The 15,033-nt window shown below is 38.7% G+C and carries 11 protein-coding genes; 9 read left to right on the top strand and 2 right to left on the bottom strand.

The genetic code is table 11. The features are described 5' to 3' along the window. Window positions 1–79 precede the first annotated feature (79 nt). On the bottom strand, window positions 80–835 hold the full coding sequence (locus M1F17_RS11025) for an FNR family transcription factor (protein WP_004254821.1): 756 nt from the start codon (window positions 833–835) through the stop codon (window positions 80–82). 364 nt (window positions 836–1,199) lie between these two features. Between M1F17_RS11025 and M1F17_RS11020 the strand changes: the two genes are divergently transcribed. The 5 genes from M1F17_RS11020 (at window position 1,200) to M1F17_RS11000 (ending at window position 6,811) form a co-directional block, all read left to right on the top strand. Next, a complete protein-coding gene (locus M1F17_RS11020; RefSeq protein WP_094960611.1) occupies window positions 1,200–2,210 on the top strand; it encodes an NAD(P)H-quinone oxidoreductase in 1,011 nt (336 codons plus the stop codon). 404 nt (window positions 2,211–2,614) lie between these two features. Continuing rightward, the gene (locus M1F17_RS11015) at window positions 2,615–4,555 is read left to right on the top strand and encodes a pyridoxal phosphate-dependent decarboxylase family protein (RefSeq protein WP_210852546.1); all 1,941 of its coding nucleotides are present in this window, start codon (window positions 2,615–2,617) and stop codon (window positions 4,553–4,555) included. Window positions 4,556–4,575: 20 nt separating this feature from the next. Next, window positions 4,576–5,784: a tyrosine transporter TyrP gene (tyrP, locus tag M1F17_RS11010; protein WP_004254811.1), complete on the top strand. Its 1,209-nt coding sequence runs from the start codon at window positions 4,576–4,578 to the stop codon at window positions 5,782–5,784. Window positions 5,785–6,063: 279 nt separating this feature from the next. Next, a complete protein-coding gene (locus tag M1F17_RS11005; RefSeq protein ID WP_004254808.1) occupies window positions 6,064–6,615 on the top strand; it encodes a PadR family transcriptional regulator in 552 nt (183 codons plus the stop codon). After that, the gene (locus tag M1F17_RS11000) at window positions 6,608–6,811 is read left to right on the top strand and encodes a DEAD/DEAH box helicase (RefSeq protein WP_096863708.1); all 204 of its coding nucleotides are present in this window, start codon (window positions 6,608–6,610) and stop codon (window positions 6,809–6,811) included. Before M1F17_RS11005 ends, M1F17_RS11000 begins: the two co-directional genes overlap by 8 nt. A 224-nt stretch (window positions 6,812–7,035) precedes the next feature. Here M1F17_RS11000 and M1F17_RS10995 read toward each other — a convergent pair whose 3' ends face one another. Further along, entirely contained in the window at window positions 7,036–8,781 is a 1,746-nt protein-coding gene (locus tag M1F17_RS10995; RefSeq protein ID WP_318836979.1) for an ABC-F family ATP-binding cassette domain-containing protein, read from the bottom strand. A gap of 413 nt (window positions 8,782–9,194) precedes the next feature. Between M1F17_RS10995 and M1F17_RS10990 the strand changes: the two genes are divergently transcribed. From M1F17_RS10990 to M1F17_RS10975, 4 genes are all read left to right on the top strand, one after another. Then, window positions 9,195–9,671, top strand: coding sequence for a GNAT family N-acetyltransferase (locus M1F17_RS10990; protein WP_144141834.1), 477 nt, complete (start codon window positions 9,195–9,197; stop codon window positions 9,669–9,671). 370 nt (window positions 9,672–10,041) lie between these two features. Continuing rightward, window positions 10,042–11,112 (top strand): HlyD family secretion protein, encoded by a 1,071-nt coding sequence (locus M1F17_RS10985; protein WP_094960609.1) that lies wholly within the window; start codon window positions 10,042–10,044, stop codon window positions 11,110–11,112. After that, a complete protein-coding gene (gene rbbA / locus M1F17_RS10980) occupies window positions 11,109–13,865 on the top strand; it encodes a ribosome-associated ATPase/putative transporter RbbA (protein ID WP_144139979.1) in 2,757 nt (918 codons plus the stop codon). The genes M1F17_RS10985 and rbbA overlap by 4 nt, the downstream gene beginning before the upstream one ends. A gap of 5 nt (window positions 13,866–13,870) precedes the next feature. After that, the gene (locus tag M1F17_RS10975) at window positions 13,871–14,995 is read left to right on the top strand and encodes an ABC transporter permease (protein WP_164456325.1); all 1,125 of its coding nucleotides are present in this window, start codon (window positions 13,871–13,873) and stop codon (window positions 14,993–14,995) included. The last annotated feature ends 38 nt before the right edge of the window (window positions 14,996–15,033 follow it).

Here is a 15,033-nt window from a genome sequence, read left to right as displayed (position 1 = left end):
GATATTGAGATTAAATAGGCAAGAAATCTGGAGAAAAAAATGAAAACGGATCACTGATAACGTGATCCGTTTAGGGATATTAGCATGTAATTGCTGAAACTTTACCAGCGATATCAGTCAGTTTAGCCATATCCTCGATAGTGATGTACTTACCTTTAACACTTAGCATGCCACTTTTTTGGAAACGTCCTAAAAGGCGACTAATGGTTTCAACTGTTAAGCCAAGATAATTACCGATATCTCCACGAGTCATGGTTAATCTAAATTCTCTTGGTGAAAAACCACGTTCCGCAAAGCGGTGAGAGAGGTTAAGAATAAATGCAGCTAAACGCTCTTCCGCATTTTTCTTAGATAATAAAAGGATCATTTCTTGATCACCTTTAATTTCACCGCTCATTAAACGCATAATTTGCTGACGTAAATTAGGCATTTTGCCTGATAAGTCGTCTAAGGTTTCAAAAGGTATTTCACAAACCATTGAGGTTTCAAGTGCTTGTGCAAAACTTGGGTGCTGTGTATGAATGATAGCATCAAAGCCAACAAGGTCTCCTGCTAAGTGAAAACCAGTAATTTGCTCATCGCCTTCTTCGGTTATTGTATAGCTTTTTATTGTACCTGAGCGGATGGCATATAATGAACGCAATTCATCGCCTGCTTTAAATAAAGCTTGGCCTTTTTGAATTGGTTTTTTGCGTTCGATGATATTATCAAGTTGATCCAGTTCATGTTCATTCAGCGTAAAAGGAATGCAAAGTTGGCTAATACTGCAATCCTGACAATGAATAGCACAACCACCAGACTGGATGCGACGAACAACTCTTTTTTCTGGGATCATATTTAAGGCTCAATCAAGTTAAAATTATTGATATGAGTCAATTTTAACATAAGATAATGCAACTAGTAAGTAGTAATGTATGACAGAATCGACTTAATAAACAAAAAAGCCAATCAGAAGGCATGTGAGAAATTAGTGAATTTAGATATTCATGCTAAATTAAAGAAGATTACTAAGTATATAATTTGATATAGATTAAATTTTAGCCTCTAAACGATAAAAAGATGACTTACATCATCATAGTAGTTACTACTCTAAACTGTCGTAATTAAGCACGAAATATTAAACTAATTAGCATTAATTTAACACAAAAATAAATTTAGGAATATCAATTTTTCAAATTAACCTCAAAAAGGAGAATATAATGGCACTTATCCAACAGTCTTTACCCACCTCGATGACAGTTGTAGACATTATAGAACCTGGTGGACCAGAAAAGCTGCGATTAATTGATATACCGTTACCTAGAATTTCTGCAGGGTATTTGCTCGTTAAGGTGGAAGCTGCGGGGGTTAATCGCCCTGATATTTTTCAGCGTAAGGGGTCTTATCCTCCACCGGCAGATGCTTCTCCGATTATGGGGCTTGAAATTGCAGGAACTATAGTTGCCAAGGCGGATGATGTAGAGGAATGGCAGCTCGGAGACAAAGTTTGTGGACTGGTTGCCGGGGGAGGTTATGCAGAATATTGTTTAGTGCATAAAAACATAGCCTTACCGTTAGGGAATTTATCTTTTATCGAGGGTGCAGCGATACCTGAAAACTTTTTCACTGTTTGGGCAAATGTTTTTCAAATAGGCAAACTTAAAAAAGACGAAACGGTACTTATTCACGGTGGAACATCGGGAATTGGTAGCGTGGCGATTATGTTAGCAAAAGCCTTTGGTGCAACAGTGATTACTACTGTTGGTTCAGAAGACAAAGTTCAAGTTGCAAAATCGTTAGGCGCAAATTGTGTTATTAACTACAGAAACGATGATTTTGTTGAAGCAACACTCAATTATACCTCTTCTCGAGGTGTTGATATGGTCGTAGATATTATCGGTGGTGATTATGTTGCGAAAAATTATCAAGTTGCTGCTAAATTTGGACGAATAATTCAAATTGGTATGATGAAAGGTAACCCTAAAGAGTTAAATATGATGCCTTTAATGGTAAAAAGATTAACTCATACGGGATCAACAATGCGTTCTCGAACTATTGAGGAAAAAGCAGTGATTGCCCAAGAACTAAAGAAGCAAGTCTGGGGATTGTTACAAAATGGTGAAATAAAACCTATTATTAACAAAACATATCACTTGTCTCAGGTGCGGAGTGCCCATGAATATATGGAATCAGGTGATCTTGTTGGGAAAATTGTTTTGCTAAACAGTTAATTGGATTTACTTTCTGCGGTTTTCACTATTTTACTTTAGTTCTTTAAGAGCAGTGAAAATCGCACCATCTATAACAAATTTTTTACATATTCAAGCTTTTTCAGCGTAAAAATCTCTTTACAGTTGAATAAATTTTGTTTTTTTGTGCTTGTCCACAAATCAGAATGAAATTCCCATTAGTTTATTAATAATTTAATAGAAATAGATTATATCTATAAATAAGTTGGCCATTAACGGTTTGTTTATCAATAATTAATGCTTAAATGATATTTTTAAATGTATATCATTAATATATTGATATCTTTTATATAAACACAGCCCGTTATGCACTTTCCAATGATATTAAGTTAAGTAACTTAAGTGCAATTAGCACCCGTTAATTGTAGTTTGAAGGTGTAGTAATGATAAATAATTTTAAAAATTCAAAAATAAATGTAGATGCATTATTTTTAGGTCCTAAATCTGAAAATGCTGTCTTTTTCAAAGAAATGATGGAGTATTCAGTTAGTGAACATATGCATTGGCGTTCCAGCTATCATCCTGAAGATCCTGATCTTATCTCTACTGTTGACCGTTATGCTCCCGAGTACCGAGATACGCTTTATCGTACTGAAGGCATTCTTAATCAACTCTCTTCAAAATTAAAAACAACATCGGTTCCATGGTTCTCCCCCCGTTATATGGGGCATATGAATGCAGATACACTGATGATTTCTAATTTGGCTTATGTCATGGCGATGATGTACAACCCCAATAATTGTGCACAAGAATCTTCACCAACGACAACAGTTTTAGAAATAGAAGCCGGGTTAGATTTATGTGCCATGTTTGGTTATGACGTACAACATGCTTGGGGACATATTACATCTGGTGGAACGGTTGCTAACTACGAAGGTTTATGGGTAGCTAGAAATATTAAAACGTTGCCGTTAGCGATTATGCAGCATCCAAAATCCCAATACTTGCTAAAGGATAAAACTGAAAAAGAGTTACTCAATCTCTCAGTTTCCGCGGTTCTAGATTTAATTGACGAGTTAAAGAAACAACAAATTTTTGAGGAAATTCGTGATTTAACCTGCCGTGGTGTTGGAATAGAACAAGGAAAACTCGGTAAGTTATTGGTACCGCAGTCTAAACACTATTCATGGATGAAAGCGATGGATATTCTTGGTTTAGGCCAACAGAATATTGTGCAATTACCCGTTGATGCAAGTTATCGAACAGATGTACGTAAAATGCGTGAAACGGTATTTACATTAATTGAGCAAGGGGAGCCAATTTTAGCGGTAGTTGCCGTTGTTGGTACCACAGAAACTGGCGCAATAGACAATGTCAGAGAAGTTATTGAGCTACGACGTGAATGCGAGCAACGTTTTGGGGTTTCTTTTTATGTGCATATCGATGCTGCTTACGCGGGATACGCTTGTGCGATGTTTCGCGATGAAGAAAACCAATTTATGGAGTATGAGAATTTACTCCAACGCTATCATAGTGAAGGGATTTTTCCTGAAAATATGTTGTGGCCAAAACGTGATGTTTATGAAAGCTTTAAAGCATTAAGCCAAGCGGACTCGATTACCGTTGACCCTCATAAGGTGGGGTTTATTCCTTATGCGGCAGGTGCAATTTGTATGAAAGATAAGCGGATTGTGGATTTAGTTTCTTACCATGCCGCTTATGTATTTGAAGAGGTTCAAGAAAAGCAGCGTAAAACAGAAAAAACACAAAATGTATTATTGGGCTCATCTATTATGGAAGGGTCAAAAGCGGGCGCAACCGCAGCAGCGGTATGGGCTGCACATCGCTTAGTTCCGTTAAATGTTTTAGGGTATGGAAAAGTGATTGCGGCTGGGGTCATCACTGCCAATTGGATGATTGATAAAATTAATCAATGTGAGTCTTTTATTATTGAGGAACGTCAATTTTCAATTATAGCGATGCCAACGCCCGATTTTCACATGATTAACTTTATGTTTCGTGAAATTGGCAACACCTCTTTAGAGAAACAAAATCAATTAAATAAACGGTTATATGAATTATGCTCTTATGCGGCAGGCCGGAGTTATTCTAATGATTTTCTCACCTCATCAACCTCGCTAACTTATGAAGAATATGGCGATAACCCATTGAATCTATGTCGAGATGCACAATTCTCTGATAGTGAATGGCATAAAGTACGGTCGATTTATGTGCTACGGGCGGCAGTCATGACACATTGCCTGCGTGATAGGGCACATTTTGAAACCTATTGGGCAGAGTTAAAAAATATTTTTGAAGACAAATTACAACAACTCATTAATGAAGAAAATAAGTTAAATCACTCTAATTATAAAATTAATATTTAATTGATTGTTAGGATCTCAATATGAAAAATCGCACACTTGGTAGTGTATTTATTGTTGCAGGTACTACGATTGGCGCAGGTATGTTAGCCATGCCTATCGCTGCCGCGGGTAATGGTTTCTTAGTGAGCCTCGCTATGTTATTAGTGTTGTGGGCATTGATGTGCTACACGGCGTTACTTTTGGTTGAAGTTTATCAACATGAATCTCACGAAACTGGGATCGGTAGTGTTGCACAACGGTACTTAGGCTCTAGTGGCAAATTTATTACGGGTTTTAGTATGATGTTCCTGATGTATGCATTGACAGCAGCTTATGTCAGTGGAGCAGGGGAAATCATTACATCAAATTTGAAAAGTAGTTTTGCTATTGAAATGGCAGATTGGATGGGAATTGTTGTATTTACCGTCATTGGTGGGGGAGTTGTATGTTTCGGGACTTCATCCGTAGATTTTATCAACCGTATTTTATTTGCTGCAAAAATTGTTTTCTTAGTCATTATATTGGCATTAATGATGCCGCATGTTGAGCAACAAAATTTATTAGCTGCCCCAACTGAAAAAGTACTTATTTTATCTGCTATACCGGTGTTTTTTACCTCCTTTGGTTTTCATGGTAGCGTCCCAAGTATCGTTAAATACATGGGGGGAGATGTCAAAAAATTGCGGGTTATTTTTATTATCGGAAGTGCTATCCCGTTGATTGCTTATATTTTATGGCAAATCGCAACATTAGGGAGTATTGGTACAACCACATTTGTTGGTATTTTGGCGGAAAACGCAGGGCTTAATGGATTATTAGATGCAATTAAAGATGTGGCTCAATCAGGAAAAACAGAGTTAATTGCACAAATGTTTATGAGTTTGGCGCTTGCGACATCTTTCCTTGGTGTTGCTTTGGGGTTATTTGACTTTCTAGCGGATTTATTTAAACGTCAAGATAATGCGTCAGGGCGTCTACAAACAGGTTTGCTCACCTTTGGACCACCACTAGTTTTTGCTTTATTTTATCCTAAAGGGTTTGTGATGGCGTTAGGGTATGCCGCAATCGCACTTTCAATACTGGCTTTATTATTACCTAGTGCTATGGCATTTAAATCAAGAACATTAAACCAACGGAAATATCAAGTGTTAGGCGGTGGATTAGGTCTTTCATTAGTATTTATTTGTGGAATTATAGTCATTGGTGTTCAGCTAGGGATTGTTTTCAACATATTACCTAATATTGGGTAATTGTACTTCGCTTCTATAGCCAGCCAACATACCGACGGCTGGCTTTATCACTTCAAAAATAGGTTAATTTCATATCTATTGCCAACTTTACTCAGTTAGACAATTTACCGCACATTTTTTACTGTTGTGTCGACATTTAGTCGGTATAATCCATATAAGAATGATTATCATTAGCACGTTATGCATAAAAATAGATATATCTAAAGCTGGCATTTTCTGTAAAAGTAACTATCATATTAGATATATCGGTTTTTATATAAATAACCACTGAGAATTTTAATGGCAAATGAACAACAACTCGAGCCGTGTTTGTGCAACGGTAAAAGTGTCAGTCGTATGTTTAACCCTAAACAGTTAAGGATTTATATCCTACATTTACTGACAGGGGGAATTAATTACGGTTATGAGCTAATAAAAAAAATTGCAGAAGAAACGGCAGGTTTTTATTGCCCAAGCCCAGGTGTGATATATCCAACTCTGACGTTATTAGAGGAGTTAGGGTTTATTTCGGCGGGTAAAGATAATGGAAAAGGGCGTAAGTGTTATGTCATAACGCCAGAAGGTCGCTGTTTTTTATTACTCAAAGCTGAAATATTGGCAGAAGTTCAACTAAAATTAAAATATGCTCAGGAATTAAAAGCAGGTAATCAATTCGCTAATGAAATTGAATGCGCTGTAGATAAATTTAAGTCATTGTTGAGACACCAAATCGTGATACAACAGTTGACGAAAGAAGAGACAACAAGAGTCGTTGAGATCATTAACCGAGCAGTGGAACGTATTGAGCAAGTCAATGCAGTGTTAGTGGCAGAGGGAAAATCAAATGGCTAAAACGAATGATATTATACAAGCAAAAGAGCGTTTATATATGAAAGAGACAAGCAAAATACCACAGAGCAACGCCCCGGTTTCATCTGAAAATGAACCGTCTGTGAAGGCGAATAAAGACGTTAAATTTAAAGAGGTTGTATGCCCTAATGTGCCAACTTCATATTTTAAGCGAGCAAAGAAACAAAAAATAAAATAACCAATTAGATAGTTTACAAAATCTTTATTCACTTAAAAGACATAAAGAATAAACCTTATTTATTTTCTTATTGATGAATAACGCGACTCAGTCTTCTATTATTCCATCAATAAGGTAAATTTTAGGGTGCATATAATTATTTTGTAAACTTTAGCTATGATCCTATATCAATATATAACTTCATAAAAAATCCCCTGATCACTTAACGTAACCAGGGGTATCGGTTACAAGCCCAATTTAGCGTGTATTTCGGCTATTTCGTTGATCCACTGCTGCTGTAATTGCGGTTTTTGGTGGTTTAATTTGCGTTTTTGATCCGCAAGTAGCTTTTGCTCCAATATCAGCAATGTTTCTAACAACTCATCTTCATGAGTAGCTTCCTTACTGAGAATTTCAATCGTTGATTTAGAAGGGGCATTTTCCCCAAGCGTAGACGTTAACACTTGCTGGGATTGCTGCTCGATTTTATGATAAATATCATCAGCATTAAGGTATTCCTCTAGCCGATTATCATCGATAAACCAGAAGCGTTGGCAGCTATTTTCAATGAGCCATTTATCATGGCTTACAACCAATAATACCCCAGAAAATAAGCTAATTTGCTCACAAAGCGCTTCCTTACCTTCTAGATCAAGGTGATTGGTAGGTTCGTCTAACAAAATCAACTCATACTGAGCTAAACTTAAACCAATAAACAATAATCTAGCGCGTTCACCACCGCTCAGTGTTGCCACTTTCTGTTGGTGACGATTATAGGCAAAACCCGCTCCAATCAATGCCATTTTTCGTTGTTCATCGGTTAAAGGTGAAAAATGACGTAGTGCATCTAATAGGCTATCATTATCATTTAACTGCTCTAATTGTTGGTCATAATAACCAGCACGAATTGCTGGATGAAACTTCAATTGTGAGCTATAGCGTAAATCTTGTTGATAATGTTGCCAAAGTAGACGTAATAGTGTTGATTTACCACAGCCATTGGCTCCCATGATAGCGATACGATCACCACTTTTCACTTGATGAAATGCCGTTTTAAATAACTGATTTCCATTCGGTGTTGAAACAACGGTGTTTTCCAACTCTAAAACTCTATCTGCAGGAATAGCTTTGCCATTTAAAGCAAGCTTCCATTGATAGCCTTCAGTTAGCTCAGTTTGGGCATCTTTAAGACGGTCAATATGTTTTTCCATCTGTTTAGCTTTGCGTGATAAGGCTTCATTGTCATACACATGCCCCCAAATCGCTAAGCGCTTGGCACTTGATGCAATACGGTCAATTTCTTTTTGCTCGGCTTGATTACGACGTGCATCAGTGATGTCTTTTTCACTTAATGCTTGCCGTGCTGCACTGCAAGGTAACCGATAAAAATGTAATGATTTATCTCGTAAAATCCAAGTACAGTTACTGACTTTATCTAATAACGATTGGTCATGGGAAACTAGCACAAAACTCCCTTTCCATGACTGTAAGAAATTACCTAACCAAATCAGTGTGGGCAAATCTAAATGATTACTAGGTTCATCGAGTAACAGTAAATCGGGTTGTTCAATTAAAGCACGCCCCAGCAGCAAACGTGTATGTTGTCCTCCACTGATGGCATTCGCTTTTTGTTCCCATTGTTCAGGTGTAAAACCTAATTCTGATAATAAAACTTCAGCCCGCCAGCGCTCAGTGACTTTATCTTGTTCAGGGAGTTTTTGAACAAGCGCATCAATCAGAGTCAAACAAGCGATTTCATCGGGTAAATGTTGTTCAATATAAGCAGTAACACAATGATTTGCATAGGTAATACTGCCACTATTAGGAAACAGTTGTTGGGTTATTAGCTTCAATAATGTACTTTTTCCACTCCCGTTATGGCCAATTAAACCAATGCGGTCACCTTGTTGGATGGTAAAAGAAATATCGCTTAATAAGGTAGAGGTTGAAGTATCGTAATTTAATGATTTTACAGTTAATAAAGTGCTCATAGCTTACTCAAATTTTAGGCGAAAAAACGCCAGGGTATAGTCGTAACGACAACCCAGTAAGCTGAGGGAAGATTTTCTTTAGTGGCTTCGCTCAGGCAGGGTTATCGCAGTATAAAACTGTGAAAGCCTGAGCTCTGGCGATTACCAAAGAAGTGTGAATATTCAATAAGATCACACAACAACATAAATTAGCCTCCTTAATATTCATTTAGTTAATCGATGAGAGAATTATAGCTAATATGTTATTTAACCAACAAGGTCCGAAAATGCGCTCTCTGATTATTATAGGAAAAAGCATATACAGGTATAAATGTTACTTATATCATGCGCGAAGAAATGAATAATATTGCTGTGAATTGGGTTCTTGCTATGTAGCGTTTAAAATCATGATTCAAAAAACAAGAGAGCCCCAAATGAACGTAGAAATAAAACCCGCAACATGTGATGACGCTGCTTTGATATTAGATATGATCATTGAATTGGCAGATTATGAAAAAGCACGTCACGAAGTTAAAGCCACGGTAGCTGATATTGAAAATTCCTTATTTGGAGCGAATTCAAGCACAGAAGCCTTAATCTGTTATGTGGATGGCCAGCCAGCAGGGTATGCCGTATTTTTTACGAGTTATTCAACATGGTTAGGGAATAATGGTATTTATTTAGAAGATTTGTATGTCTCCCCAGATTTTCGTGGCGCGGGTGCAGGAAAGAAGTTACTCAAGCATATTGCAGTGTTAGCCGTAGAACGAAAGTGCCAACGGCTGGAATGGAGTGTTTTAGATTGGAACCAGCCAGCAATTGATTTTTATAAAAGTATTGGCGCAGAACCGCAAGATGAATGGGTTCGTTACCGAATGGATGAAAACGTGATTGCTGCATTCGCAAGCTAATATTTATTCATATTCAAACATCGTTGAATAAAGCCAGTAAATTAAGTTACTGGCTTTATTTTTTTATTTTGAATTAAATATGTACAATTAATGCCTTATCCTGATTTTTGTGAGTTTATTCTGTTTTTTTGTGACATAAGGCAACTAAACTTAAACCAAATGTTGATAAAATGCCATTAAATTAAATAGATAGCCAATTTAATGGTAGTGCTAACACTTACTTGGCCAAGTTTTAAATAAAAATAATATTTTTAGTTTTAAGGGTATTTATTTCGTATAGAGACAGTTATGTCATTTTATTAATAATCACCAGGTTAATAATCAAAATAATTGTTGTTCCTTGTTTTCTCATTTAATGGAAAGGGATGGTATGAAAATAAATAAACAAAAAGTATCTTTTTACATCATTTTAATATTAATTATTGTTGCGGGTGGTTTCTATTACTGGAATGTTAATTCAGGTGGTCTACCCGCTGGATTCTCTCAAAGTAACGGCCGTATAGAAGCAACAGAAATTGATATTGCCACTAAGACAGCAGGACGTATTGAAACGATTAATGTAAAAGAAGGGGATTTTGTTAAAGAAGGGCAAGAACTTGCTCGTATGGATACGCGAGCACTCCAAGAGCAACTCCATGAAGTACAGGCACAATTACGCCAAGCCATCAGTGCAGTGACCACTGCCGAGTCTGCTTTAGCGCAACGTAAAAGCGAAAAAGTTGCAGCCCAAGCTGTTGTTCGTCAACGTGAAGCGGAGTTAGACGCAGCGCAAAAACGGTTAAATCGTTCTAGAGCTTTGGTGAGAACCAACGCCGTATCTCAGCAACAAGTCGATGATGATACAGCACAGATGCAAGGCTCTCGTGCAGCACTGGAAGCATCAAAAGCTCAAGTTGCCGCCGCGACATCAGCCATTGATTCTGCAAGCGCTGGTATAGTCCAAGCGAAAAACCGTGTTGATGCAGCGACAGCAACGGAACGCCGTATTATTGCGGACTTAGATGACAGTATTCTAAAAGCGCCAAGAAACGGGCGTATTCAATATCGTGTCGCTGAGCCTGGAGAGGTACTTGGCGCTGGCGGGCGAGTCTTGAACATGGTCGATTTAAGTGATGTGTATATGACATTTTTCTTACCGACTGAAGATGCAGGAAAAGTTGCCTTAGGCAGTGATGTTCACATCATACTTGACGCTGCACCAAATATCGTGATCCCAGCCAAAACCACTTTCGTGGCGAGTGTTGCTCAATTCACACCGAAAACCGTAGAAACACAAAATGAACGCCTAAAATTAATGTTCAGAGTGCGTGCACGAATTTCGCCTGAATTATTAGAGCAACATCTAGAATATGTGAAAACAGGGCTGCCCGGAAAAGCTTATGTACGTTTAGACCCTAATGAATCTTGGCCTGCTGAATTAGAGGTGAGATTACCACAATGACCAATAAACTGATGGGTGATGTGATTATCGATATACAACATGTCAGCCAACATTATGGTGACAATTGTGCGTTGGATGACATTGTACTTTCCATCCCAGCAAGAAAAATGGTTGGGTTGATTGGCCCTGATGGTGTAGGAAAATCAAGCCTGATCTCCCTGATTGCAGGGGCAAGAGTGATTCAACAAGGCCAAATAACGGTACTTGATGGTGATATGAGTGATATTGAGCATCGTAGAGCTGTTTGCCCTCGCATCGCCTACATGCCGCAAGGTTTAGGGAAGAACCTCTACCATACGTTATCTGTTTATGAAAACGTCGACTTTTTTGGCCGCTTATTTGGCCAATCAAAAGCTGAGCGTGAATATCGGATTCAGGATTTGCTTGAAAGTACAGGGCTTGCGCCATTTAAAGACCGTCCAGCAGGCAAGTTATCAGGAGGGATGAAACAAAAGCTTGGGTTATGCTGTGCGCTAATTCATGATCCCGATTTATTAATTTTGGATGAACCTACTACAGGGGTTGACCCGTTATCTCGTGCGCAATTTTGGGATTTAATTGACCGCATTCGTTTGCGACAAACCAATATGAGCGTTTTGGTCGCAACGGCTTATATGGAAGAGGCCGAACGCTTTGATTGGTTAGTGGCAATGGATGATGGCAAGGTGCTCGCTACAGGTCATGCATCTGAATTAAAAGCCCAAACTCAATGTGATGATCTTGAAGCTGCGTTTATTGAATTACTACCTGAAGAAAAACGCAGTGGCCACAAAAAAGTCGTGATCCCTCCACGTGATACCACAGAAGACAATATTATTGCTATTGAAGCCCAAGACCTAACTATGCGTTTTGGTAACTTCGTCGCTGTTGACCATGTGAATTTTAAGATCCCAAAAGGGGAGATTTTTGGTTTCTTAGGGTCTAATGGCTGTGGTAAATCAACCACTATGAAAATGTTGACGGGTTTATTACAAGCCAGTGAAGGGCAAGCATGGCTATTTGGTCAAGAAATAGATCCGAAAGATATCGAAACACGCAAGCGTGTCGGCTACATGTCGCAAGCATTTTCACTATATAGTGAATTGAGTGTTGAGCAAAATCTCGTACTTCACGCCAAGCTTTTTCATATAGCTGAGGACAAAATTCCCCAGCGAGTGGACGAAATGTGCCAGCGTTTTGAACTTGATGATGTGCGAGACGTAATGCCTGACGATTTACCTTTGGGGATCCGGCAACGGTTATCTTTAGCTGTCGCAGTTATTCATGAACCTGAAATGTTAATCCTCGATGAGCCAACTTCGGGAGTAGACCCCGTTGCCAGAGATATGTTCTGGAATTTGATGGTCGATCTATCAAGACGTGACGGTGTCACAATTTTTATTTCTACGCACTTTATGAATGAAGCAGAGCGCTGTGACCGTATTTCACTCATGCATGCAGGTAAAGTCTTAGATTGTGATACCCCTGCTAACCTGACCAAAAAAAGAGGCCTTGGCACGCTTGAAGAAACCTTTATTGCCTATTTACAAGATGCTGTGGGGGATGCAGGACAAGGGCAAGAAACTGCCCCTGAGTTCCATGTTGACCCTGAACTGAAAGAACAAGCGACCGAAGCGTTAAAAAAACGTTTTAGTTTACGCCGGTTATTCAGTTATTCCATTCGAGAAGGGATGGAATTACGTCGTGACCCAGTGCGTTCAACACTCGCGTTATTAGGGACTGTAATTCTTATGTTTATTATGGGTTACGGTATTAGTATGGATGTCGAAAATTTACGTTTTTCCGTACTAGATCGCGACCAAACGGGGTTAAGTCAAGGATATACGCTGAACTTAGCAGGTTCACGTTACTTTATCGAACAACCACCAATCAAGGATTATGATGATTTAGAGGCTGGTATGCGTAGCGGTAAGATTACCGTTGCGATTGAAATTCCGCCTAACTTCGCAAGGGACGTTGCACGCGGCAATAACGTTAAAATTGGCGTGTGGATTGATGGTGCGATGCCAAACCGCGCTGAAACTGTGCGTGGCTATGTGCAAGCGATGCACTTAGCATGGCTAAGTACGATGGCTGCTCGCCAACCCGTTGGCGTTGCTGGTATGCCAGCTATCGACATTGAAACCCGATATCGTTATAACCCAGATGTTCGTAGCTTACCGGCGATTGTTCCCGCAGTTATTCCATTATTATTAATGATGATCCCCGCAATGCTTAGCGCATTGAGTGTTGTTCGGGAAAAAGAACTTGGTTCGATTATCAATCTTTATGTCACCCCGATCACCAAATTAGAGTTTTTACTTGGAAAGCAGCTCCCTTATATTTTATTAGGCATGTTTAACTTTGTATTACTTTGCATACTGTCCGTCTATATATTTGGTGTTGAATTTAAAGGTAGTTTTCTGACGTTAACCTTGGCCGCATTTTTGTATATCAGTATTGCAACAGGAATGGGGTTATTGATTTCATGCTTTATGAAAAGCCAAATTGCAGCAATTTTTGGTACTTCTATCATCACTCTGATACCAGCAACACAATTTTCAGGAATGATTGACCCAGTTTCATCATTGGAAGGTATTGGCCGCTGGGTTGGGATGGTTTATCCAACATCACACTTTTTAACTATCACGCGAGGAACCTTCTCTAAGGGACTAAATTTATTCGATTTACAGTCATCGTTTATCCCATTACTGATCACTGTTCCATTGGTTATTGGGCTCAGTGTTTTATTCCTGAAAAAGCAGGAGGCATAGCGATGATACGTAAAATTCAGAATATTTTTAACCTAGGAGTCAAAGAGTTACGCAGTTTAGGCCGCGATAAAGCAATGCTAGCGTTGATTGTCTTTGCTTTTACGGTATCGATCTATTCGTCCGCAACGGTAACTCCTGGCTCTTTACATAATGCGCCCATTGCGATTGCTGACCAAGATAAGTCACAGTTATCAAATCGGATAATCAATAGCTTTTATGCGCCTTATTTCTTACCACCCGCGGATATCACGCCAGATCAAATTGATGGTTTGTTAAATCGTGGTTCATATACTTTTGCGCTAGATATTCCGCCTAATTTTCAACGTGATGTGCTTGCAGGACGGCATCCTGAAATTCAGGTAAATATTGATGCAACAAGGATGAGCCAAGCCTTCTTAGGAAATAGTTATATTCAAAATATTACCTTAGGGGAAGTGAATGAATTTTTAGCAAAATACCGTAGTAATGCAAGTTTACCTGTTGATTTGGAAGTGAGGATGCGCTTTAACCCTAACTTGACACAGTCATGGTTTGGTTCTGTTATGGCAATCATTAATAATATTACGATGTTATCGATTGTTTTAACGGGCGCTGCACTAATCCGCGAACGGGAACACGGCACCGTCGAACATTTGATGGTCATGCCACTAACGCCATTTGAAATTATGATGTCGAAAATATGGTCAATGGGGCTGGTGGTATTGATTGCATCTGGTGTTTCCTTAATTTTGGTTGTAAAAACATTGCTACAAGTACCAATCGAAGGCTCTATCTTATTGTTTATGTGTGGGGTGGCCTTGAGTTTATTTGCGACAACGTCGATTGGTATTTTTATGGGGACGATTGCACGCTCCATGCCTCAGTTTGGTTTGTTGATGATCTTAGTGTTATTGCCATTAAATATGCTTTCTGGCGGAATGACAGCGCGAGAAAGTATGCCTCAGCTTGTTCAAGACATTATGTTAACCATGCCGACAACACACTTTGTTAGCCTTGCTCAAGCGATTTTATATCGCGGAGCTGGCTTCCAAATTGTTTGGCCTCAATTTGCGGTTCTTGTTGTTATTGGTGCTGTATTCTTTTCTCTCGCACTCATTCGTTTTCGCAAAACGATTGCCACCATGGCATAACCTACTGTACATAAAACATCCATTAATGCATAAAACGC

Source organism: Providencia sp. PROV073 (assembly GCF_033688125.1).
Taxonomy (GTDB): domain Bacteria; phylum Pseudomonadota; class Gammaproteobacteria; order Enterobacterales; family Enterobacteriaceae; genus Providencia; species Providencia hangzhouensis.
Note: the sequence above shows the minus strand (reverse complement) of the source record. Positions and strands in the feature narration are given on the sequence as shown.